We start from the raw sequence: 21,935 nt of genomic DNA, 5'->3' as shown, positions 1-21,935 counted from the left end.
TGGCACACAAAAACTAAACACGCTGTACAGTTGCCAAACTGTGTGTTCAGGATTTAGCTTTAGGTATGACCCCGCTCACAACCGGGCTCAGGAAGCAGGAAATCAGCATGACGACACAAGCAGCAATCCGAACAGTCAGGGGAGCGCTGGAGCAGTATGGTTTTGATCCAACAGCCCCCATTGAATTGGTCAAGTACCGGGAGAACTACGTTTTCCGGCTCATATCTGACTCCGGGGACAGCTATGCCATCCGCCTGCATCGGGCCGGGTACAGGACTGACGCGGAGATCAATACCGAGCTTGCCTATCTGCATGCGCTGGCTGAGCACGGGCTAAGCGTGTCCCAGCCGGTTGCCACCCTCAAAGGTGACTTCGTGTGCGTAGTCACAGCTGAGGACGGCACCGTCTTCCAACTGGACGTCTTGCGTTGGGTGGAGGGTGGAGTGCCCTTGGGTGACATCACTGAAGCGATGGCGGGGGAAAGCTCACTTGATCCGGCAGTATTCCGCCAGTTGGGCGTCCTGACCGCTGAACTGCACACATGCACTTCCGCAATCGGCCGTGTCGAAGCGTTTCGGCGCCAGGCCTGGGATGCCGACGGGCTGGTAGGTGACTCGGCCCAGTGGGGTAACCCGTTGGCGCTTCAGAGCCTGGGTCCCGAGGGCGAATCAATCCTGGAATCCGGGGTGGAGAAGCTGCGGCAACACCTGGCTGCCCTTCCAAAGTCTGTCGATGTGTACGGGGTGATCCACGCGGATCTGACTCCCGAAAACGTTCTGGTCAGACACGACGGCCAGATGGTTTTGATCGACTTCGACGACTTCGGTGAGGGTTGGCACCTCTTCGACCTGGCAACAATCATGTTCTTCTTCCAGCCGCACCCCCTTTACGAGAACTACCGCGGAGCTCTGCTTGAGGGCTATGCCTCGGCCCGAGCCTTGCCGGACGGACTCCTCCAGTCCTGGGACTCCATGCTGCTCTCGCGGGGCTTGACCTACTTGGGCTGGGCATCCACGCGCAGAGGTGACGAAGCTGCAGAATTCATCGTCGAACGCGTTGTTCCGATGGTCCTTGGACTCGCCCGAAGCTACATCTCCAAAAGCTATACGTCCGCAGCCTCCTAACCATCCTTCCCGGGAAATCTCCGGTCAGGCGGCCTGTCTCCCCACGCCCGTGCAGCTTTCCGGCTCTCCGGCGGGTACCCAGTTGTACCAAAAAGCACGACCTTCGCTCGTTCATCTCCCAGGAGTAAACCCCGTGAAACCTCAATTCCCAGAGCAAGGCACCGCCGGCACCGAGCTCTCTTCCAATGCCTTGGGCGTAGGAGGCATCGTTTTTCTGGTTCTGGCAGCGGTAGCCCCGTTGACCGGCATCATCGTTATCGCAACACTAGGCATTGCCCTCGGCAACGGAGGGGGCATGCCCGGTGCGTTTCTCATCGCAACCCTGATTTTGCTGCTCTTCGCTGTCGGCTACGCACAAATGGCCAAGAAGCTGGTCAGTGCCGGAGGGTTTTACGCTTTCGTCGTCAAAGGCCTCGGCCGTCGCATGGGCCTTGTGGCAGGCAACATCGCCCTGCTCGGCTACAACTGCTTTGTGGCTGGAGCTATCGGCACGTCCGGCTTCTTCACCGCCACAGTCATCAAAGAACTGACAGGACTGGACCTGCCGTGGTTCGTCTGGAGTCTCATCACTGTGGTGCTGATCTTCTTGCTGACACGCCGAGGCATCGATTTCAGCGCAAAAGTGTTGGGCGTCTGCCTGGTCCTGGAGGTGTCCATCCTCCTGATCCTGGACTTCAACGTTCTGCTCACGCACGGGTTCTCATTTGAAGCGCTGATGCCCCAGGCAGTGTTCTCGGGATCACTGGGACTGGCCTTGCTCTTCGCAGCCAATTGCTTTGTCGGCTTCGAAGCAACGGGCTTGTTCAGCGAGGAAGCCCGGGATCCTCACCGCACGATCCCGAAAGCGACGTACATCGCCATCTTGTTCATTGGCGCTTTCGCTGCATTCACGACGTGGGCCATCGTCAGCGCCCTGGGCGTCGCCCAGGCACAGGACACCGCCATCGACCACTTGCCCACAGGTGACCTGATCTTCATGCTCTCTGATCAATACCTCGGCGACACCCTCACCAAGGTCATGATGGTCCTGCTTCTGGTCTCACTCTTCGCTGCGCTGCTGGCACTCCACAACTCGGCCGCCCGCTACATCTACGCCTACGGCCGCGTCGGAATTCTCCCGAGAGCACTGAGCCGCACACGAAGCTCCAACGGATCCCCCCAGAACGCCAGTGCCGCGCAGCTACTTTTCGGCACGCTGGTTGCGGGAATCTACTACGTGGCTGGTTTGGACCCCATTACCGCCCTGACCGCTTCAATGACGGGGTTCGGCACCTTGGGAATCCTGACCCTTCAAATGCTTGCCGCCGTGGCCGTTGTCGTCCACTTCCGCCGCAACAGGGACCCAAGGCTCTGGAAAACCCTGGTGGCCCCGAGCCTTGGAGCACTCGGGCTTGCCCTGATCGTGCTGCTGGCGGTTCTAAACTTCACCACACTGGCTGGTTCGGACAATCCCGTCATCGGCGCGCTGCCGTGGCTGCTCGTTGTTGCGGTTCTCACCGGACTCGCCACTGCGCAGTGGCTCAAGTCCCGCAGGCCTGAGATTTACCACGAGCTGCTCAGCGACATGGAGCACTACGACAAAGCGCATCGCGACCTCGCCGATGCCACCAGCACATCTGGACCCGGCGCATGGTAGACCTCCGACTAGAGGGCCGGCGAGTCCTGGTCACCGGCGGAACGTCGGGCATCGGGCTCGCAGTGGCCGATGCCTTCGCCGGAGAAGGGGCCAACGTAGGCATTGTCGGCAGATCGTCCCAACGGCTCTCGACGGCGGTGGACGACCTACGTGCAAGACATCCCCACGTAACCGTCGTCGGAGGCGTCTGTGACATGTCCGACGAGTCAGCTGTACAGTCTGCCACCAGTGACCTGGTGTCACAATTGGGCGGCTTGGATCACCTTGTCAGCAGCGCCGGCATCTCAGGATCCCTCGGCAGCCCTGTGGATCAGGTTCCGGCCGAGGAGTTCATGGAGGTCCAACGGACCAATGTGCTGGGCCCGTTCCTGGCCATCAAGACAGCGTTGCCCTATCTTCGCGAGGGGACAGGTGCGACATACACGCTCATCGGCAGTGACTCCGGCTTCGTCGCCGTGCCAGGCATGTTGGCTTACAACGCATCCAAGGGCGCAATCGTCCAGCTGACCCGTGCTTTGTCGACGGAACTCTACAATGACGGCATCCGCGTCAACAGCGTCTGCCCGTCAATCGTGGATACGCCAATGGCCCGCGAAGGCCTGGGCATTGACTCATTTGAGGACGCCGAATACCCCGTCAGTAAGCCTTCGGATGTTGCCTGGCTTGTGCTCAGTCTTGCATCCCCTCTCTCCGGCCCTGTCAACGGTGTCTCCCTCATGGCTGACTACGGCTACCACGCACGGTCGTCTTTTCCTGCCTGAACGACTACCGCAACCACCACGAAAGGATTTCATTTTGAACACCACAACAACGCCCGAGTTTATTTCCGTCGGCGCCCTGGGTGAAGGTTTCGCCGTTAACAACAACATTCTCGAAGTGAACGAGGGCCTGAACGGCCAGGATTTCACGCTCCATTTCCCGGGCGGACGCACTCACGAGTTCCGGATCTTGAACAGCCAGACACTGGTCTGGGACGGCCGGGAGCAGGACGCACGCGTCACCTCCGTCAGGGACGGCATCTACTTCGTTGATTTCCTCATGGGCGAGTCGGTCAAGAAGTCAGTGAGCCTCGTACTGGACAACAACAGCGGGCAAGTGACCCTGATAGACGGAGCACTCCCTGACGAGCAAGCCACTTCCATCAATGCCTACGACAGAGCACGCCAAGGCACGGAACTAACCGGAGTTGAAGCAGCCATTCTTCACGGCTCAGTGGGCGGGAAGCAAGGCGGAACCGCGCACGCCCCCACCGACGAACTGATCGGGCTAAGGAACCGCTACCACTACAGCCCCGAAGAGGTATACGAACACGTTTACCTGAACAACAACTTCTACACGTGGCACTGGCATCAAGGGCTCAGAAGCCGGTCTGGGTGACACCGAACGCTGTCACTACATCAAAATCGCTGAGGCTCTGTATCTTTTCGTCTGGCGTGAAAAGATCGTCCCCACCCTCGGCGTCATTCTCATCGATATGAACCGACTAAAAACAGACGGCAAGATCTTTGGGTACAACGGCTTCGACTTCTCCAGCTACACAAACTTCCCCGTGGGTGCCATCACGGAAGCAGTCAACGTCACCACTCACTAATTCCATACCCAACCGGGACACCGGACGCTGGTTGACCGGCAAGCAACCGTCAAGACTCAGATCCTTCCAGTAGCTCCAGCCTGCCTGTGACCGACAAAAGCAGGCAGGCTGAGAGCTGAGGAATTGGGTGAAGCTATAGCGATCGAGCATCTCTGATGTCGATGCGGACCCGGGGGTCCAGGCTCAGCGATCCAGGATCGACAGCTACCATTCCACCATCGACCGGGATGACGGCCGCGTTGATATAGGACGCGTGAGGGGAGAGCAGCCAAGCGACGACGTTGCCCACTTCCTTTGCCTCAGCAGGCCGTCGACCAGGGACAAATGCCGTGGCAGTCGAATAAGCGTTTTCGCGTTCGAGGCCCAGCTCCGCCCCGTATTCCTCCATCTCCATGTCGGCCATTTCCGTGCGGGTCCAGCCTGGGCAAATGGCGTTTGCGCGCACACCCAGATGGCCGTAATCAATAGCGACGGACTGCATGAGCATGGTCAAGTCCGGCCTTTGAGGCGTTGTATCCGGGGATGCCTCCTGTTGCCCTCAGTGCTGCCGCGGAAGCCACTCCTACGATGGATCCCGACGTCTCCATGAGGTATGGCATGGCTGCCTTGGTCAGGAGGAACGGACCGGTCAGGTTGGTTTGGATCATGGCATCCCAGTCTTGACCGTCTAGTTCCCCTACCTTGCCGGGCCGGACAACGCCGGCGTTCAGGACCAGGCCATTGATGGATCCGAATTTGGTTAGTGTTTCTCGCACGACCTTCTGCACGCCCTCTTCTGTTGAAGCGTCGGCCACAACGGGGATCGCGCCAGTTTGCGAGGCGGTGTCTTCCAGGGCGGCTGGTCGTCGGCCGCAGATGACGACATCCCATCCGTCCGAGCGCAGGGCGGCGGTTGCGGCGGCGCCTATGCCTGTGCCTCCGCCGGTCACGATGGCTACGGGCTTACTGGTGTTCTTCACTGCGTGCCTTTCTGTCCGATAGCGGTGTGTGTAGTTTCAACCACAGCGGGAGTCCGGCCACTGGCAAGGGGATGCACGCCCTGTACGGATGTGCATCCCCTCACCTCAGATGACTCGCCTCAGATGACTCGTGTCAGCCGTTGATGACCTGGGGGACGCCCAGGGCTTTGAGGCCTTCGACGCCGAATTCGAGTCCGTAGCCTGACTGTTTTGCACCGCCGAAGGGGATGCGTGGATCCACCGCTCCGTGCCTGTTGATCCAGACGGTCCCGGCTTCCAGCTTGGCCGCAACCTCGCGTGCGGCGGACAGGTCGGAGGACCACACTGAGGCGCCGAGTCCGACGTCGAGCGCGTTTGCTTTGGCGACGGCCTCGTCAACGGTGGTGTACCGGATGATCGGCAGGGCCGGACCAAATTGTTCCTCTGCCACCAGCGGGTTGTTGTTGTCGATGTCCGCTACCAGGGTTGTTGGGTAGAAGAAGCCAGGCTGCTCATGGTCGGGGTTACCGCCGATCAGTACGCGGGCCCCTGACGCTTTCGCTGCCTCCACGAGTTCGTCGACCACGTTGTACTGCGCTTTGTTTTGCAGGGGTCCCAGGACATTGTTTTCGTCCAGGCCGTTGCCCATGGGCATGGCCTTGGCAACGTTGGTCAGTTCTTCGCACACGGCGTCGTAAATGGAGTCGTGAACGTAGAGCCGCTTGAGGGCAGCACAGGTTTGTCCGGTGTTGATGAAGGCACCCCAGAAGAGGTCCTCGGCAATGGCTTTGGGGTCGGCGTCGGGCAGGACAATGCCGGCGTCGTTTCCGCCCAGTTCCATGGTGAGCCGCTTGACAGTATCGGCGGACGACTTGATGATCGCCCGTCCAGCTGCGGTGGAGCCGGTGAACATGAGCTTTCCGATGGCCGGGTGTTCGGTGAGGCGGGATCCGACTTCGCGACCGCTGCTCAGAACTGCGAGCAGCCCCTCGGGTAGCTCTTCGTTGATGACGGCAACCAATGCCAGGACGCTCAGCGGTGTGTTCTGGGAAGGCTTCACGACGACGGCATTGCCCATGCGAAGCGCCGGGGCAATCTGCCAGACCGCGATCATCATGGGCCAGTTCCAGGGGCCGATGGCACCAACGACGCCGATAGGGCGGTAGTGAAGTTCAGCCCGGGTTTCGCCGTCGTCTACCACGGTTTCAGGTTCCAGCGGCAGCGCTGCGGTGGCGCGAAGCCACGCGACGCAAGCGCCTACTTCAAAACGGGCATTGGGACCGTTCAGGGGCTTGCCCTGCTCGCGCGAGAGGAGTTGAGCGAGCTCTTCGGCGGAACGCTCGACGGCGTCGGCGGCCTTCATAAGGGCAGCGGACCTGGCGTCGTGGCCCAAGGCAGCCCAGGCCGGCTGCACGGCAACAGCGGCAGCTACGGCAGTCTCGAGGTCATCGATGGTGTGGATCGGGGCTTCTCCCACGGGTTTGCCGGTAGCCGGGTCAAAAATGGTTCGGCTGGCTTGGCCGTGCGCCGGTTCAATTCGGGAAAGCAGGGAGTCGTAGGTTTCCAATTGAATGCTCCTCTTGTTGGTAAAGGTGGTCTGCGGCTGAGCGTGGACGGTTATCTGTCAGCTGAAATCCAGCGCGGGCATCGCTGACCGTGCCGTGTAGCCAAAATCTGCCACCAAGGTTGTTCCGTTGACAGGCGCGCTGACCGGAGAGGCCAGGAAGACGGCATGACGTGCAATCTGATCGGGACGGATCACCGGCAGGTTTGAGCCTGTGAAACCTTCCGGCCGTGATAGGTCTGTCCTTGACATTGGGGTGTCCACAACCCCGGGGCACAGGCAATTGAACCTGATCAGGGGATGGTCTACGGCGAGGGATTTGGTCAGCATCAGCACTGCGCCCTTGGACGTGCTGTAGGGCGTCATCCCCTCGAAGGCAACCAGCGCGGAGTCCGACCCAAGGAGGACCATGGACGGCTCCGGGCTTTTGGATAGCAGTCCGACGGAGTGCTTGGCTACAAGGAAATTTCCACGGACATTGACGGCCATGACATGATCCCAGGCTTCAACTGACACCTGTGTCGCGTTGAGTCCGACCGGCCCTGACACTCCGGCGCATGCGATTACTGAATCCAATCGTCCGAAGATGCGCTCAACGGTCTTGAGGGCCGACTCGACGTCGGCCTCGTTGGACACGTCGGTCTGCACGGATTCCACATGGTGGCCTGCCGCCCGGAGCTGGGCGGCGGCTTCCTCGCCTTCGGTGTTCCGGTCGACGATCAGGACCTTGGCGCCTTCAGCAGTCAGGGCCTCCACGCAGGCACGGCCTATGCCGGATCCTCCTCCGGTGACCATGACTACGCGGTCGGTCAAATGCATGTCCATGAAAGTGCTCCATCGCCGAAGTTGTGCCCAGGGTGCCCATGGCTGGTTGGGCATCCCCGGGGTGTGGCTAGTGCTTGCGTGTGTCCTGGGGGTATTCGGTGGTGTTCAGGACCGTCAGTCGGGAGTTGAAGGGCAGGACTACCGGTTCTGCGGCAGGATCGTCCCATCCGAACATGCGGCCGATGGATCGTTCTTCCCGCAGGTCAACCAGTAGCACGGCTTCTACCGTCATGACCTTTTCGGTCCAGAAGAAGATGAACAGGTCTTCGGCGACGTCCCAGGTCATGCAACGATCGGTATCGGCAAGTCCGGCTTCGCCGCCGCGGACACAGTTCCAGGTAAAGGTGCCGGGGTTCAGGTAGATGTGTTCGTAGGTCTCGACGTCGCTGTAGCGGTAGAAGACCCGCTTGCCCACCAGTTTCGAGGATCGTTGGTGGAGGACGTCGGTGCCGTGGATGTTGGTCTGGCTGAATTCGGTGGTGCTGCGGGTCTTGCCGTCGACAACCCGGAAGGTGGACACGCCACTGGTTACGGCGCCGGTGTTCCTGTCCACAACAATGGTGACGTTCTCGGCGTCGCTGCCTTCCCCGCGGACGAAGTCAACGATGAAGATCTCCGGACGGGCCTCGATAGCCTTGTAACTTGCCGTGCCGCTGGTTTCGCTGTCCGGGCCGGAATTGATCCAGATAACCGTGGAGGAATCCTGGAAGGAATACTCCGCCGAACTGCCGCCTTGGGCAGGGATGCGGAGTGTGGTTCCTGACAATGCCGGAGATGCCGGCAGTGTCTGGTCTCCGAATCCGTCAAGCATTGTCGAGACGGGGGGCCATTCGTTCTCTGGGATGTAATCCTGAATTTCGGCGAAGTTCATAGGTGTTTCCTGTCGTATTAGTGATTTCGTTCGTGGGAGTGCAGGAATTTGCCGGGGACTCAGACAATTTCCGCGGCGTAGTCGATGGACGGCTTTCGCAGGCCACGGGCCCAACCGGCCACGAAGAGAAGCGGGATGCCCAGGAGCAGCCACTTTGCGATCCCTCCGGCGCCGCCGAGCAGGACATCGTAGTTGTCCAGGGTGAGATAGCCGACGACGACGAAGGCGAGGAAGGACAACGCGGGTGCGATGACCGTGACCCAGATGTTGTCCCGGGTTCCTTTCCGCGCGAAGTAGACGACGATGGCCGCGGATGTAACCAGCAGTATGGAGATGAATCCAGCGGTGCCCAACGCGACGAACCATGCAAACACCGTGGTGATGGGGTCCGCCCCGGCTAGCAGGAAGATACTGATGATCACCAGAACGACCACCGCGTTGATGAGTCCTGCGAATGAGGGGGCTCCAGTCTTGGAGACTGAGCTGAGTTTGGCTGGCAACGCGCCGGCCCGGCCCAGTGCAAACAAGTAGCGGGAGAACATGTTGGACAGGCCCAAAAGCATGGCGATAAAGCTCGTCACTACCAGGATCTGCATGGCGATACTAAGCCAGGTGCCCGCGCTGGATTCGGCCAGGTCGAAGATCATCCCTGAGGGGTTCTCCGTGGCAACGGTCTGGATGTTGTCGATGCCGATGGCTCCACTGATGGCCCAGGTGGACAGTGCGTAGAAGACACCAATGAAACCGATCACCAGGTAGGCCGCCCTGGGAATGGTGCGGTGGGGGTTTTTGGCTTCCTCGGCGAAGACCACCGTGGCTTCAAAGCTGGTGAAGCAGGCGAAGGCGAACAGGAGCGAGATGCCCAAACCAGGCCCAAAGATGCTGGAGCCGGTGAACCCCTCGAACGTGAAGACTCCGAATCCTTTTTGCACGATGAGTGAAACAACCAACGCGGCCACCACCAGGGTTTCGCCGAGGATCAGGACGCCGAGAACCTTCAGGCTCGCGTCGACGCCGCGCATCGTGAGGAAGGTGGTGATGGCAAGGATGGCAACAATCCAGAAATAGACGGGGAGGCCGAGGCCGGTCAGGCTTTCCACGAGCTGCTGCGCAAAGACGCCGAACTGCGACCATAGACCAACTTGGAGGCTGAGGTAGGTCAGAATGGCGATTCCGGCGCCTCCTGTTGCCCACTTGTTTCCCAGGCCCTTCGCGATATAGGCAACAAAACCACCCGCGTTGGTGATGTGACGGCTCATCCTGAGGTAGCCAACAGAAAACAAAGCAACCAACAACGCGGCGATTGCGTAGATAACCGGAGTCCCGGGTCCGCTCGCTGAGAACAGGACCGGGCTCGCGCCGACGACTGCAGCCATCGGCGCCGCGGCTGCAATGGCAAAAAAGGCAACGGCGATGACACCCAGTTTGTTGGCCTTCAGGCGGATGGGCGGAGTGGTTGATGCGTGCTCATCGAGTCCAAGACTTGCCGAGGTGCGGCTTGATTCTTGATTCATGGATTGGCTCTTTCATAATGCCCGGCGCAACGGGCCATGTGATGGGGAGATGGGGAGGCCTGCTCTGCGCGCCGATGCGCAGTGCGAGAAGGGAAGTCGATCGATGCTGTGTAGGACAGGCAGCCTTTTAGTGATCCTGCCCACAATCGAAACTATACAGATGTTTAGTTTGGAGTGTCAAGGGTTGATTTCGGGCATCCGTGGACCGCTAAGTTCGACGCATCAGAGAGGCGAATCGGTCAGCGTGGCCCGACGCGTTTGAACCCCTCAGGGTGCTGAATCTGCGGCCGTCGGTGACAGTCCCTGCCGCAGTAGCACCCCGTGGACTTCCTCAAGGGACGCTTGAATTAGCTGGCGCTCAACTCCGGAAAGGTACTGAAGGACCAATCCGTCGAGTGTCGCGAAAAGCATGCGGGCCACAACCCGGGAATTGTAGGACGCGCCCGAAGCGTCGAGGCCTTCAGTGAGCGCTTCGATGTAGCTTTCGTACAACGCCAGCACCCCGGCGCGGAGTTCCGGGCGCCGCCGCGACTCAAGGATCATTTCGTACTGAAAAATCTGAAGCTCGGGATCCTCCAGGAGTAGATCGAGCAGCGAGTCCGTGAAGGACTGCCCGGCGGTGACGGCTTCCCGCAGCTTGGAAGCGCTGATGGACCGATCTGATGCCCATTCCAGTGCGGCCGCTATCAAGGCGTCACGAGTCCCGAAGTGATGGGCTACCAGGGAGTTATTGACTCCTGCGCACTCTGCGACCGACCTAAAGGTCAATCCGCGCAGGCCCTTCTCTGACACCACCACTACAACAGCCCTGAGGAGTGCGTCCTTGCCGGTTCCATATTTTGTTGCGCCGCTTGGATTGCCCATAGCACTGATCCTATCCACGTGGGCGGTGGCCTTGACAGGAAACTAAGCAATTGCTTAGATCATGGTGAGTGATGCCAACCACACTTGTGGCCAAAGGCACCGATTTCCCAAGCTCAAGAGAGCTTCTTACACCCATTTCTGGAGTCAAAATGACCAACGCCGCCTTCACTGTTTCCGATGCCCTTGACCGGGGCAAGAATGAAGCGTTCGAACTTGGTTCCGTTCAATGGATCCGCAGATTTGGTGACGGGGAACGACCCGCGCTGGCATGTGGATTCTGGCATGTAACCCCTGAGGAAGCCCCTGAACCCTTCGATCTGCTCATTGAGGCTGATGAGACCATCACGATTCTGGAAGGACATCTCACCATCGACGTCGAGGGCGGACAGTCTTACGACCTCACTCCTGGCGGCGCGGCGTCCTTAAACAAGGGGGCCACGACCCGGTGGTCAGTCCACGAGCCCACCGTTGAGTTCTTCGTCTACTCCTAACCGCCGGAAAGGAACCCACAATGGAGACCACCGACGTCGACGTTGTCGTTATCGGAGCCGGATTCGCCGGGCTTACAGCTGCCCGCGAGCTCGCACGCCAGGGCCTTACAGTGCGAATCCTGGAGGCGCGTGACAGGATCGGTGGACGCACCTGGCTGGACTGGCGTTTGGGCCGGGATCTTGAAATCGGTGGAACCTGGGTCCACTGGACCCAGCCCTATATCTGGGCCGAGCTGAAACGTTACGGGTTGGCGACGACGCCCAGCCCACAACCGCAGAAAGCCATGTGGTGGGCGGAAGGAGCTCGCCACGAGGGAGACCCTGAGGAGCTGCTGAATCTCATTGGGTCGGGCAATGAAGAATTCGTTCGGGAAGCTCGACACTACTTCCCCGAACCTTTCACGCCACTGGCCACTGACGCGTTCCGCGAAGTGGACGATGTAACAGTCAAGGATCGGATCCGCTCGGAATTCCCCCCGGGAGCCAGCCGGGAATTACTGGAGTCCTTCTGGGCCTTGAATTTCAACGGACCCCTTGATGAGGCCGCGTTTACCCAAGCACTCCGATGGGTCGCTTTGACCAACGGCGACTGGGCTGTCTCCTTTGAAGCGTGCGCCACCTACAAAATCGCAGGCGGAACAGGCGCCTTGGCCCAGGCCATCCTCCAAGACTCATCCGCGGAAATTGACTTCGGATTCACGGTTGCTGAGATCCGCGAAGACGGAGGCATCGTGACTGTACTCGATCGAAACGGGGAATCCGTGACTGCCGCTGCTGCCATCGTGACAATACCGCTGCCCGTGTTGCAAAAGGTTGCATTCCATCCTGAGCTCCCGGCTGTTAAACAGGAAGCGATGGTACGTGGCCAGGTATCGAAGGGGACAAAAATTTGGATACGACTACAGGGGATCCATCAACCGTTTGTGGCCATGGGCGGAGCTGAGTGGCCCCTTAACTTTTTCCAGAGCGAGTACGAAGTGAATGGTGACACGGTCATAGTCGCGTTCGGTCCTGATGCCGGCAATATTGACTCTACTGATGTGTCCGCCGTCGAGCATCAGCTGCGACGGCTTCTTCCCGCCGCCGAAGTTCTCGACGTCGCCACTCATGACTGGGCCGGGGACGAATATTCGGGTGAGACGTGGCCCATGCACAAGACGGGGTTCTTGTCTCGTCACTTGGCCGGGATGCAGAAGCCGCATGGGCGCGTCCTTTTCGCCAGCTCCGACATAGCCAATGGTTGGGGTGGTTTCATCGATGGTGCCATCGAAAGCGGAATGGAGGCGGCCCAGCAAGCCGGGATCCTGCTGGAGTCTGTAGCCCTGTCTGCTCCCCGGTAGGATCAATCCATGACTTCCCAGCCTCGCAAATTGCCTTATGGCGATGGCCGTGACGCTTTGTTGGCCGCTGTCATCAGCGTCGTAGCCGAGAAAGGGCTCCGTGGGGTGACCTACCGTTCCGTTGGCTCCCGGGCGGGGGTTAACCACGCTTTGGTGACTCATCACTTTGGATCCCTCGATGGCCTGCTCGCGGCCACGATGGAGTGGGCCGTGCGTCGCTCCATCGAGGAGACGGGCCTGGAAGGTATTGCGGACTTCGACGAGAGTTTTGCAGACGCCCTGATCGGCTCGGTGGGCGCAGAACCTGAACTTCAGTTGTTTCAATTCGAGATGATCCTCGAATCCCGCCGCAATCCCGAGATCCGGGAAATGGTTAGTCGGCTGTATGAGAATTACGTGCGAACCGTGGAACAGGCTCTTGTTAAGAAAGGGATCGATACACATAATGAGGTCTCCCTCGCCGCTTTTGCCGCCCTGGACGGTCTCATGCTGCAATTCCTCACAATTAGCGATGTGACGAGAATAAGGCCTGCGGTTGTGGAAGTCGGTCGCATGCTCGCCAGGCTTCAGAAGCCGGGATAGTTTTGTGCCAGCGATACGGCGGGCCCGGCTTTTGCCGGGCCCGCCGTATCTTACGGTGCGTACGGGTCGGCGAGGCCGATGTACTGGGTGGTGGTGTATTCGTTGATGCCTTCGGAGCCGCCTTCGCGTCCGAGGCCGGATTGCTTGACTCCGCCGAAGGGTGCCGCGGCGTTGGAGATGACGCCGGCGTTGAAGCCGACCATGCCGAACTCGATCTGCTCAGCGACGCGGAGGAGGCGGTTGAAGTCGCGGCTGTAGAGGTAAGACGCGAGTCCGTACTCGGAGGCGTTGGCCAGGCGGATGGCGTCCTCTTCGGTGTCGAAGGTGGTGACGGGTGCGACGGGTCCGAAGATTTCCTGGCCCAGGATCGCTGCGTCGTTCGGGACGTTGGCCAGGACGGTGGGTTGGTAGAAGTATCCGGGTCCGTCCACGGGCGCGCCACCGGTGACGGCGGTAGCTCCGGCGTCGACGGCGGCACACACCAAGGCGTGCACATCCTCCCGGGCGCCGGCGTCGATCAGCGGCCCAACCTGGGTGGTGGGTTCGGTGCCGCGGCCGGTCACCAGCGCGCCCATGGCGGCAGCGAACTTGGCCGTGAACTCCGCAGCGACCGAGGAATGGACGAGGAACCGGTTGGCGGCGGTGCAGGCTTCGCCCATGTTCCGCATCTTCGCCGCCATGGCGCCTTCGACGGCGGCATCGAGGTCGGCGTCTTCGAACACGATGAACGGGGCGTTCCCGCCGAGTTCCATGGAGGTGCGGAGGACGTTCTGTGCGGCGTCGGCCATGAGCCGCTTCCCGACGGGGGTGGAGCCGGTGAAGGAGATCTTCCGCAGGCGGGAGTCCTTTAGGAGCGGCCCGGAGATGCCGGACGCGCTGGAGGAGGCGACGACGTTCAGGACTCCGGCGGGCAGGCCGGCGTCGAGCATGGTCTTGGCGAAGTACTGGGCCGTCAACGGTGTGAGTTTGGCGGGTTTGAGGACCATCGTGCAGCCTGCCGCGACGGCGGGGGCGACTTTGCGGGTGGCCATGGCCAGCGGGAAATTCCACGGGGTGATCAGCAGGCAAGGTCCGACGGGTTTGTGCTGGACCAGGATCTTGTTTTTGCCCTCGGGCGTGGTGAGGTACCGGCCGTAGTCGCGCACGGTTTCTTCGGAGAACCAGCGCAGGAACTCCGCCCCATAGGTGACTTCGCCGCGTGCTTCGGCCAGGGGCTTGCCCATTTCCAGGGTCATCAGCAAAGCGAAGTCCTCGGCCCGTTCGGTCACCAAATCGAACGCCCGCCGCAGGATCTCGGCCCGGGTCCGGGGCGCGGTCCGTGCCCAGGAGGCCTGGGCGGCGTCGGCGGCGTCCAGCGCGGCGATCGCGTCGGCGCTGGTCGCGGAGGCGAGGGTGGCGAGCACCTCCCCGGTGGCGGGATCGTGCACATCGAACGTCCCGCCGTCGGACGCATCCCGCCACTCACCGCCTATCAGGAGGCCGGTAGGCACGGTGGCCAACAATGCCTCTTCTTCGGCTGGGATGGCTGATGAACGCTCTGATGAAACTGTCATTGAAGATCCTTGGGTAGCAATTCGCTGGCGCTAAAGGCGCGGCAAGATGGTAGGAAGCAACGATTCGTGGAGTTGGGTGCTCTGGCTGCCGGGCCGCAGGGCACGGCAGCCAGACGGGGCTAGACCTGTGCTCCGAGTTTGAAGCCCTCGGCCGCCTCGCCGGAGGCGCCTTCGGGGCGGGTGTAGGAGAAGCCGTCCGCGCCGACGGTGACGGCCATTTCGGAAGCGTCAGTGCGTTCGATGACGGGTTGGGGGTTGCCGTCCAGGTCCAGGACCAGGGAGGCTTCGGTGTACCAGGACGGGACGACGGGGTTGCCCCACCAGTCGCGGCGCTGGTTGTCGTGGACGTCCCAGGTGACGGTGGGGTTGTCCGGATCGCCGGTGTAGTAGTCCTGGGTGTAGATCTCCACGCGGTGGCCGTCGGGGTCAAGGATGTAGAGGTAGAACGCGTTGGACACGCCGTGGCGTCCGGGGCCGCGTTCGATGCGGTCGCTGATGCGCAGGGCGCCCATTTTGTCGCAGATCTGGATGATGTTGTGCTTCTCGTGGGTGGAGAATGCGATGTGGTGCAGGCGGGGTCCGTTGCCGCCGGTCAGGGCGGTGTCGTGCACGGTTTGCTTGCGGTGCATCCACGCGGCGTAGGTGACGCCGTCGGAGTCCTTGATGTCTTCGGAGACGCGGAAGCCGAGGTCTTCGAGGTACTTGCGGCCGCGGGGCACGTCGGGGGTGACCTGGTTGAAGTGGTCCAGGCGGACCAGTTCGCCGGCGGAGTAGAGGTCGTAGCGCTGGGTGAGGCGTTCGACGTGTTCCACGTCGTAGAAGAATTCGTAGGGGAAGCCCAGCGGGTCTTCGACGCGGACCGAGTCGCCCACACCCTTGGTGAAGCCTTCCGTGCGGCGCTCCACCCGGCAACCAAGTTCACGGTAGTACGCCTCGGCGGCGTCCACCTCGGCCGGGGACTTCACCCGGTACGCGAACGCTGCAGCAGCGGCAACCGGGCCCTTGCGGAGGACGAGGTTGTGGTGGATGAACTCCTCAAAGGAGCGCAGGTAAATGGTGTTCTCGTCCTCCTCGGTGACGTGCAGACCGAGCAGGTCCACGTAGAACGCACGGGACTTTTCGAGGTCCGTGACCACGAGTTCCAGGTAGGCGCAGCGCACGATGTCTGGCGCCGGGACCGTGGGGGTGGGGATGGGACCGGTAAAGGGGTTGGTCATGGGATTCTCTCTTCGTTGAAAGGCCGAGGGTCTACTTGCCCGTACCGAAACGGGGGGAGTGGGCCTCATTGAGGTTGATCTGCACCGACTGCTGGGTGGTGTAGAAGTCGACGGAACGGTAGCCGCCTTCACGGCCGAGACCGGAAGCCTTGACTCCGCCGAACGGGGTGCGGAGATCGCGGACGTTGTTGGAGTTCAGCCACACCATGCCGGATTCGATACCGTCAGCGAAGTTATGTGCGCGCTTGAGGTTCTCGGTCCAGACGTAGGCGGCGAGCCCGTACTTGGTGTTGTTCGCCAAGGCGAGGGCTTCTTCATCGGTTTCGAACGGGGTGATGGCCACGACGGGTCCGAAGATTTCCTCCTGGAAGATCCGCGCGTCAGGCGCGACGTCGGCAAACACGGTGGGTGCGACGTAGTTCCCGGTGGGAAAGCCTTCGGCGCGGCCGCCGCCGGCGAGGAGGCGGCCTTCGGATTTGCCGATCTCGACGTAGCTCATGACCTTGTCGAAGTGGGTAGGGTGCACGAGCGAACCGACCTCGGTGGCGGGGTCGCTTGGGAGGCCCACCACGATGTTTTTGGCACGTTCGGCGAAGCGGGCCACGAAATCGTCGTAAATGTCGCGCTGGACAAGCACGCGGGAACCGGCGGTGCAGCGTTCTCCGTTGAGGCTGAAGACGCCGAACACAGTGGCGTCGAGGGCGGCTTCGATGTCGGCGTCGGCGAAGACTATGGCCGGGCTCTTACCGCCGAGCTCGAGTGAGAGGCTCTTGAACTGCGGCGCCGCCGCGGTGGAGATGGTGGCGCCGGTGGAGCTGTCACCGGTAAAGGAAATGATCGGGACGTCCGGGTGCTTGACCAGGTAGTCGCCAGCGACGCTGCCGGATCCGAAGATGAGGTTGAAGACGCCGTCGGGCAGGCCTGCTTCGCGGAAGATCTCCGGCCAGAGCACGGCCGAGAGCGGAGTGTAGCTTGCTGGTTTCAACACCACGGTGTTGCCGGTGGCGATGGCGGGGGCGAGTTTCCAGGACTCCTGCATGAAGGGAACGTTCCACGGGGTGATGAGGCCCGCGACGCCGATCGGCTTGCGGTTCACGTAGTTGATCTGGCGGCCCGGGACCTTGAACGCATTGTCTTCCTGGGACACGATCAGGTCCGCGAAGAATCGGAAGTTCTCGGCAGCACGCCGGGCCTGGCCCTTGGCCTGGGTGATCGGCAGGCCTGAGTCGAAGCTTTCCAGGAGGGCGAGCTCGTCATCGCGGGACTCGACGATGTCGGCGATTTTGTGCAGGACACGGGAACGTTCACGCGGAAGCATCTTGGGCCAGGGGCCTTCCTTGAAGGCACGCTTGGCGGCGGCGACAGCGCGGTCGACGTCTTCCGGTTGGGCAGCGGCGACCGTCGCGTAGTTCTGGTTCGAGACCGGCTCCTGCACGTCGAACGTTTTGCCGGAGACTGAATCCACAAACTCGCCGTCGATGAAGTGCTGGAGATGCGTGGGCAGGTTTTCCGGGATGGGGTGTCTGGCGGTTTCTACTGAGGTCGTCATCGTTGAGGTCCTTACTGCTGAGCGGGAACGGCTTGGATGGCCTCGGATAGGCCAGAACACGAGTTCAGATCAAGTACGAAATCGTATACGAAACTATGCATCGAGAACGTGGCATGCGTCAAGGGCTTGGTGGCAGCCCTTGTGGCGTCAGGGCGCAGTGATCTAAGCTTTTGCTCAATTATTCTTTTATAGAATCTTCTGTTCAACTATAGAACAACACAAAATTGAGACCCACAAAGAAGTGAGGAAAGCCCGTGCAGTTCCACCACCACGGTTACGTATCCGGTGACCCGCGAGTCGAGCCAGCCGCCGGCGTCGGAATCAACCGCCCGGCCGAGCTTCCCGATGAAGTTGACGTTCTGATCGTGGGCACCGGTCCTGCGGGGATGCTGACGGCGGCGCAATTGGCCCAGTTCCCGGACATCACCACACGTATTATTGAGCGTCGCCCCGGGCGTTTGGCCATTGGTCAGGCCGACGGGATCCAGGCCCGCAGCGTGGAGACCTTCCAGGCTTTCGGGTTCGCGGAGCGCATCACCGCGGAGGCCTACCGCATCACGGAGATGGCGTTCTGGAAGCCGGACCCCGTTGATCACTCGCGCATCGTCCGGGCTGCCCGGGCAGTGGATGACCCCACGGGCATCAGCGAATTCCCGCACCTGATCGTCAACCAGGCCCGTGTGCTGGATTACTTCGCGGAGTTCATGGCCAACTCCCCGACGCGCATGACGCCTGACTACGGCTACGAATTCCGCAGCCTCGAGGTCACTGGTGTTGGTGACTACCCGGTGGAGGTGACCCTTGGGCACACCTCCGGACCCAACGAAGGACAGGAACGGGTTATCCGTGCCAAGTACGTCGTCGGTGCCGATGGGGCGCGCAGCAAAGTCCGCGAGTCCATCGGGTGCCACCTGGCCGGGGATCAGGCCAACCATGCCTGGGGTGTCATGGACGTCCTGGCCGTCACGGACTTCCCGGACATCCGCACCAAATGCGCTATCCAGTCCGGTTCCGGTGGCAGTATCCTGCTGATTCCCCGCGAGGGCGGGCACCTGTTCCGCATGTACGTGGACCTGGGCGAGGTGAAACCCGAGGATCACGGCGCCGTGCGGAAAACGACCATCGAGCAGATCATCGGCAAGGCCAACGACATCCTGCACCCGTACACGCTGGATGTCCGCAACGTCGCCTGGCACAGCGTTTACGAGGTAGGCCACAGGCTCACGGACAGGTTCGACGACGTCCTGCCGGAGGACCGCGGCACACGGAGCCCACGGGTGTTCATCACAGGCGATGCCTGCCACACCCACTCCGCGAAAGCCGGGCAGGGCATGAACGTTTCCATGCAGGACGGCTTCAACATCGGCTGGAAACTCGGACACGTCCTGGAAGGCCGCAGCCCCGAGTCCCTGCTGGACACCTACTCTGCCGAGCGGCAAGTGGTGGCGAAGAACCTGATCGACTTCGACAAGCAGTGGTCCACGCTCATGGCCAAGAAACCCGAAGAGTTCGAAGACCCGGCAGAGCTGGAGACTTTCTACACCAGCACCGCGGAGTTCCCTGCCGGTTTCATGACCCAGTACGCCCCCTCGATGCTCGTGGCCGAAGCGCAGCACCAGGAGTTGGCCACCGGCTTCCCGATTGGCAAGCGCTTCAAATCAGCCCGGTCCAGCGGGTCTGCGACACGAACCCGATGCACCTCGGCCACCACGCGAAAGCAGACGGACGGTGGCGCATCTACGTCTTCGCCGACGCCGCCCCTGCAGACGCCGAAGGCCCGGTGGCGGACTTTGCCGAGTGGATCGCGACCTCGCCGGACTCGCCGCTGGCCGCGACGCCGTCGGACGCTGACCGCGACGCCTGGTTCGACGTGAAGGTGATCTACCAGCAGGACCACACCAACGTGGACATCAACGCCGTCCCCGCAGCGTTCAAACCCACCGTCGGACCGTTCAAGCTCACCTACCTCGAAAAGGTCTTCGGCACCGACCCCAACAAGGACATCTTCGAACTGCGCGGCCTCAACCGGAACGGCGTAGTGGTAGTCGTCCGCCCCGACCAGTACGTCGCAAACGTCCTGCCCCTGACCGCAACCGCGGAACTGAAAGAGTTTTTTTGCACCACTGTTCACGGGGCTGAGGCCTAAACGATAGAGGCGACGCCTGAAAACGGTCTAACTGCCGGGGGATCCTATGGATTCCCCGGCAAGACTCGGGGTTTAGAGGCGGAGCCCCAAAGCCCCATGTGTCAGGCGGGTCTCGGTGGGGCCCCGCCAGGCATTCTGCGCGGCCTGCCTATACTCAAATCATGACAACTGAGAGCGCCCCGAACACATCCTCTGCGGGGGACTCGTCTCCTCCGGAAAGTGGTCAGCAGGGCGCTCTGGAAGCCATCATCGCGCTGCAAGTACGGCGCCACAGAGTCGAAGCCGGCATGTCCGCCGCCGAACTTTCCATCCGCACCGGGCTTTCCAAGGCCATGGTTTCCAAGATCGAGTCAGCGAGCACTTCATGTTCGCTGACAACCCTTCAGCGGCTGGCGTTGGGGCTTAACGTCCCTGTCACCGCCCTTTTCCAGGGGGCTGATACCGAGCGCGAGGCCTCGCTCACTCGTGCCGGGGAAGGGAGCGTCACGGTACGGACCGGGACCCGGCACGGGCACGAGTATCGTTTGCTGGGCTCTCTTAAGCGGCGGGAGCATGCCGTCGAACCCACTCTGGTCACCCTTTCGAGTGCCTCTGATGTTTTCCCGCAGTTCCAGCACACGGGTACCGAATTCATCTACATGCTCGAAGGTCGAATGGTTTACAGTCACGGATCCTACGAGTATGAGCTCGCAGAAGGAGACTCGTTATTGTTTGAGGCTGAGGGACCGCATGGCCCACTTCGGCTGATGGAACTACCCATTCGTTTCCTGGCAGTTGCCTCGCATTAATTGCCAGTAGCTGAAAGCGGGAATGTGCCCCACGCCGGTTTGGCGGCGTGGGGCACACCTCTTTACTTATGGACCGCAATCACTGGGCGCGGCCCAGGTAGGAAGCGCTTGGGTTAGGCGAGAGCCGGGGTGTCCCAAAGGTTCAGGACGGTACCGATGTTCTTCTCCTCGGCAGCGTAGTAAAGATCGGTGGCCCAGGCGACGTCCTCAATGGGCATGCCGCCTACTGAGTACAGAATGACTTCCTCATCGTCGCGGCGGGCAGGGAGCTTGCCGGTGGCAATGTCCGCGATCTCCTCGATTTTCGAGGCCGGAATCTCTCCTTCCTCCAGTAGCCCGAACCAGTGTGATCCCGGAATGCCGAGGATTTGGTAGGCGGTGGGTCCATATTCTTCGAGCCACGCCTGGTAGAGGCCTTCGGCGTCGATGACCAAGCGGGCATCGCCCTGCAGGAAGTCGTCGTCGAAACGGGCAGCAGCGGGAAGGAGCAGCAGTGCACCGGGCTTGATGGCTGATTTCGGGAAGTACGGGAAGGCGTCGCTGCCGGCGGCATCGGTGGATGTGGTCGCCATAACCACATCGGCGTCGGCGATGGCGTCTTCGATGGTTTCAGTTGCGGTGACGTTGGTGAGTTGGGGGAAGGTTGCTTTCGCCCAATCCACAAAGGTGCCGGTGCTTCCTTCGCTGCGGCCCTTCACGTACAGGGTGTCGATCGAAGGGCGCAAAGCCAATGTGGTCGAAAGGACCGAGCGGGCGATGACACCGGGGCCAACCACTGCGGCGACTTTGGCGTCGGCCTTGGCCAGGTGCTTGACGCCGACGCCGGGAACGGCGCCTGTGCGGTATGCGCTCAGCAGGTTTGCGCTCATGATCGCGAGTGGTGCGCCAGTGTCGCTGTCGTTCAGGACGAACACGTGGATCGAGCGTGGAAGTCCCTTTTTGCGGTTTTCAGTGTTGGAGCCGTACCACTTCACGCCTGAGGTGCCGAAGCGGCCACCCAGGTAGGCGGGCATAGCCATGAAACGGCGATCCGGTCCATCCTTTGGCATGCCTTCGAACTCAGGAGCGGCGGGGAAGGTGATCATGGCGCCGTGGGAGTTGCCGTTCTCGCCGGCCATTCGATAGTCCCCTTGACGCAGTAGAACAAGGGCTTCCTCCATGACGTCCGTGCATCGGACGAGGTCGCCGACGCCGGCCTCAATCATGTCGGGCTCGCTGAGGTAACGGAAGTTGATCTGTGTGGACATGACACTCCTTAGTAATTGACCTTCATGAAACATGAATTACTGACAGTAAACTCGGTAGGGATTTCTGATGAGTCAAGCCAGTGTTTCCGGCTTGT

At 61.1% G+C, this 21,935-nt stretch carries 20 protein-coding genes and 1 pseudogene; 10 read left to right on the top strand and 11 right to left on the bottom strand.

Features of this window, described 5'->3' with window-relative positions; translation table 11 throughout:
* The first annotated feature begins 107 nt into the window (after positions 1–107).
* The 5 genes from ACTAQJ_RS05730 (at position 108) to ACTAQJ_RS05710 (ending at position 4,351) form a co-directional block, all read left to right on the top strand.
* A complete protein-coding gene (locus ACTAQJ_RS05730; protein WP_498701384.1) occupies positions 108–1,124 on the top strand; it encodes a phosphotransferase enzyme family protein in 1,017 nt (338 codons plus the stop codon).
* A gap of 133 nt (positions 1,125–1,257) precedes the next feature.
* Positions 1,258–2,760 (top strand): APC family permease, encoded by a 1,503-nt coding sequence (locus ACTAQJ_RS05725; protein ID WP_498701383.1) that lies wholly within the window; start codon positions 1,258–1,260, stop codon positions 2,758–2,760.
* Positions 2,754–3,521, top strand: coding sequence for an SDR family NAD(P)-dependent oxidoreductase (locus ACTAQJ_RS05720; RefSeq protein WP_498701382.1), 768 nt, complete (start codon positions 2,754–2,756; stop codon positions 3,519–3,521). Before ACTAQJ_RS05725 ends, ACTAQJ_RS05720 begins: the two co-directional genes overlap by 7 nt.
* Before the next feature lie 34 nt (positions 3,522–3,555).
* Positions 3,556–4,137, top strand: coding sequence for a MoaF N-terminal domain-containing protein (locus ACTAQJ_RS05715; protein ID WP_498701381.1), 582 nt, complete (start codon positions 3,556–3,558; stop codon positions 4,135–4,137).
* Positions 4,109–4,351 carry a MoaF C-terminal domain-containing protein gene (locus ACTAQJ_RS05710; RefSeq protein ID WP_498702153.1) on the top strand — a complete coding sequence of 81 codons (243 nt, stop codon included), beginning with the start codon at positions 4,109–4,111 and terminating at the stop codon, positions 4,349–4,351. The genes ACTAQJ_RS05715 and ACTAQJ_RS05710 overlap by 29 nt, the downstream gene beginning before the upstream one ends.
* Positions 4,352–4,484: 133 nt before the next feature.
* Here ACTAQJ_RS05710 and ACTAQJ_RS05705 read toward each other — a convergent pair whose 3' ends face one another.
* The 7 genes from ACTAQJ_RS05705 to ACTAQJ_RS05675 all read right to left on the bottom strand — a co-directional run bounded on the left by ACTAQJ_RS05705 (position 4,485) and on the right by ACTAQJ_RS05675 (position 10,927).
* Positions 4,485–4,832, bottom strand: a complete 348-nt coding sequence (locus ACTAQJ_RS05705) for an SDR family oxidoreductase (RefSeq protein WP_498701380.1) — start codon at positions 4,830–4,832, stop codon at positions 4,485–4,487.
* Positions 4,813–5,310, bottom strand: coding sequence for an SDR family NAD(P)-dependent oxidoreductase (locus tag ACTAQJ_RS05700; RefSeq protein WP_498701379.1), 498 nt, complete (start codon positions 5,308–5,310; stop codon positions 4,813–4,815). The genes ACTAQJ_RS05705 and ACTAQJ_RS05700 overlap by 20 nt, the downstream gene beginning before the upstream one ends.
* A gap of 133 nt (positions 5,311–5,443) precedes the next feature.
* Entirely contained in the window at positions 5,444–6,856 is a 1,413-nt protein-coding gene (locus ACTAQJ_RS05695) for an aldehyde dehydrogenase family protein (RefSeq protein WP_431114865.1), read from the bottom strand.
* 57 nt (positions 6,857–6,913) lie between these two features.
* Positions 6,914–7,678: an SDR family NAD(P)-dependent oxidoreductase gene (locus ACTAQJ_RS05690; RefSeq protein ID WP_498701375.1), complete on the bottom strand. Its 765-nt coding sequence runs from the start codon at positions 7,676–7,678 to the stop codon at positions 6,914–6,916.
* Positions 7,679–7,745: 67 nt separating this feature from the next.
* Entirely contained in the window at positions 7,746–8,549 is an 804-nt protein-coding gene (locus tag ACTAQJ_RS05685; RefSeq protein ID WP_498701373.1) for a MoaF C-terminal domain-containing protein, read from the bottom strand.
* Positions 8,550–8,608: 59 nt separating this feature from the next.
* The gene (locus ACTAQJ_RS05680) at positions 8,609–10,063 is read right to left on the bottom strand and encodes an APC family permease (RefSeq protein WP_431114868.1); all 1,455 of its coding nucleotides are present in this window, start codon (positions 10,061–10,063) and stop codon (positions 8,609–8,611) included.
* Positions 10,064–10,330: 267 nt separating this feature from the next.
* Positions 10,331–10,927: a TetR/AcrR family transcriptional regulator gene (locus ACTAQJ_RS05675; RefSeq protein ID WP_431114869.1), complete on the bottom strand. Its 597-nt coding sequence runs from the start codon at positions 10,925–10,927 to the stop codon at positions 10,331–10,333.
* A 149-nt stretch (positions 10,928–11,076) separates the two neighbouring features.
* Between ACTAQJ_RS05675 and ACTAQJ_RS05670 the strand changes: the two genes are divergently transcribed.
* From ACTAQJ_RS05670 to ACTAQJ_RS05660, 3 genes are read left to right on the top strand one after another with little or no spacing between them, the layout of a single operon-like run.
* Complete coding sequence (locus ACTAQJ_RS05670) at positions 11,077–11,418, top strand: cupin domain-containing protein (RefSeq protein WP_498701368.1); 342 nt, start codon at positions 11,077–11,079, stop codon at positions 11,416–11,418.
* A 20-nt stretch (positions 11,419–11,438) separates the two neighbouring features.
* The gene (locus ACTAQJ_RS05665) at positions 11,439–12,758 is read left to right on the top strand and encodes a flavin monoamine oxidase family protein (protein WP_498701367.1); all 1,320 of its coding nucleotides are present in this window, start codon (positions 11,439–11,441) and stop codon (positions 12,756–12,758) included.
* A 9-nt stretch (positions 12,759–12,767) separates the two neighbouring features.
* Complete coding sequence (locus ACTAQJ_RS05660; RefSeq protein WP_431114872.1) at positions 12,768–13,340, top strand: TetR/AcrR family transcriptional regulator; 573 nt, start codon at positions 12,768–12,770, stop codon at positions 13,338–13,340.
* Positions 13,341–13,390: 50 nt separating this feature from the next.
* On the opposite strand, the gene ACTAQJ_RS05655 is transcribed toward ACTAQJ_RS05660, so the two are convergent.
* The 3 genes from ACTAQJ_RS05655 to hpaE form a co-directional block, all read right to left on the bottom strand.
* Complete coding sequence (locus ACTAQJ_RS05655; protein ID WP_498701365.1) at positions 13,391–14,893, bottom strand: NAD-dependent succinate-semialdehyde dehydrogenase; 1,503 nt, start codon at positions 14,891–14,893, stop codon at positions 13,391–13,393.
* A 119-nt stretch (positions 14,894–15,012) separates the two neighbouring features.
* Positions 15,013–16,110, bottom strand: coding sequence for a 3,4-dihydroxyphenylacetate 2,3-dioxygenase (gene hpaD, locus ACTAQJ_RS05650; RefSeq protein ID WP_498701363.1), 1,098 nt, complete (start codon positions 16,108–16,110; stop codon positions 15,013–15,015).
* A 31-nt stretch (positions 16,111–16,141) separates the two neighbouring features.
* On the bottom strand, positions 16,142–17,659 hold the full coding sequence (gene hpaE / locus ACTAQJ_RS05645) for a 5-carboxymethyl-2-hydroxymuconate semialdehyde dehydrogenase (RefSeq protein WP_498701361.1): 1,518 nt from the start codon (positions 17,657–17,659) through the stop codon (positions 16,142–16,144).
* A 254-nt stretch (positions 17,660–17,913) separates the two neighbouring features.
* Here hpaE and ACTAQJ_RS05640 point away from each other — a divergent pair.
* Both ACTAQJ_RS05640 and ACTAQJ_RS05635 read left to right on the top strand, forming a co-directional pair.
* A pseudogene (locus tag ACTAQJ_RS05640) lies at positions 17,914–19,805 on the top strand (FAD-binding monooxygenase).
* 161 nt (positions 19,806–19,966) lie between these two features.
* Positions 19,967–20,593: a helix-turn-helix domain-containing protein gene (locus ACTAQJ_RS05635; protein WP_498701359.1), complete on the top strand. Its 627-nt coding sequence runs from the start codon at positions 19,967–19,969 to the stop codon at positions 20,591–20,593.
* 113 nt (positions 20,594–20,706) lie between these two features.
* Here ACTAQJ_RS05635 and ACTAQJ_RS05630 read toward each other — a convergent pair whose 3' ends face one another.
* Complete coding sequence (locus ACTAQJ_RS05630) at positions 20,707–21,840, bottom strand: tyramine oxidase subunit B (protein ID WP_498701357.1); 1,134 nt, start codon at positions 21,838–21,840, stop codon at positions 20,707–20,709.
* Positions 21,841–21,935 lie beyond the last annotated feature (95 nt).

This window comes from Arthrobacter sp. alpha11c (assembly GCF_054149985.1).
This window is presented reverse-complemented; position numbering and strand designations above follow the sequence as displayed.

What these genes read in the sequence shown, in the direction of transcription:
- ACTAQJ_RS05730 (WP_498701384.1), top strand. Translation starts at nt 108, where the DNA reads ATGACGACACAAGCAGCAATCCGAACAGTCAGGGGAGCGCTGGAGCAG.
- ACTAQJ_RS05720 (WP_498701382.1), top strand. Translation starts at nt 2,754, where the DNA reads ATGGTAGACCTCCGACTAGAGGGCCGGCGAGTCCTGGTCACCGGCGGA.
- ACTAQJ_RS05705 (WP_498701380.1), bottom strand. Translation starts at nt 4,832, where the DNA reads ATGCAGTCCGTCGCTATTGATTACGGCCATCTGGGTGTGCGCGCAAAC.
- ACTAQJ_RS05690 (WP_498701375.1), bottom strand. Translation starts at nt 7,678, where the DNA reads ATGGACATGCATTTGACCGACCGCGTAGTCATGGTCACCGGAGGAGGA.
- ACTAQJ_RS05685 (WP_498701373.1), bottom strand. Translation starts at nt 8,549, where the DNA reads ATGAACTTCGCCGAAATTCAGGATTACATCCCAGAGAACGAATGGCCC.
- ACTAQJ_RS05680 (WP_431114868.1), bottom strand. Translation starts at nt 10,063, where the DNA reads ATGAATCAAGAATCAAGCCGCACCTCGGCAAGTCTTGGACTCGATGAG.
- ACTAQJ_RS05675 (WP_431114869.1), bottom strand. Translation starts at nt 10,927, where the DNA reads ATGGGCAATCCAAGCGGCGCAACAAAATATGGAACCGGCAAGGACGCA.
- ACTAQJ_RS05670 (WP_498701368.1), top strand. Translation starts at nt 11,077, where the DNA reads ATGACCAACGCCGCCTTCACTGTTTCCGATGCCCTTGACCGGGGCAAG.
- ACTAQJ_RS05665 (WP_498701367.1), top strand. Translation starts at nt 11,439, where the DNA reads ATGGAGACCACCGACGTCGACGTTGTCGTTATCGGAGCCGGATTCGCC.
- ACTAQJ_RS05660 (WP_431114872.1), top strand. Translation starts at nt 12,768, where the DNA reads ATGACTTCCCAGCCTCGCAAATTGCCTTATGGCGATGGCCGTGACGCT.
- ACTAQJ_RS05655 (WP_498701365.1), bottom strand. Translation starts at nt 14,893, where the DNA reads ATGACAGTTTCATCAGAGCGTTCATCAGCCATCCCAGCCGAAGAAGAG.
- hpaD (WP_498701363.1), bottom strand. Translation starts at nt 16,110, where the DNA reads ATGACCAACCCCTTTACCGGTCCCATCCCCACCCCCACGGTCCCGGCG.
- hpaE (WP_498701361.1), bottom strand. Translation starts at nt 17,659, where the DNA reads ATGACGACCTCAGTAGAAACCGCCAGACACCCCATCCCGGAAAACCTG.
- ACTAQJ_RS05635 (WP_498701359.1), top strand. Translation starts at nt 19,967, where the DNA reads ATGACAACTGAGAGCGCCCCGAACACATCCTCTGCGGGGGACTCGTCT.
- ACTAQJ_RS05630 (WP_498701357.1), bottom strand. Translation starts at nt 21,840, where the DNA reads ATGTCCACACAGATCAACTTCCGTTACCTCAGCGAGCCCGACATGATT.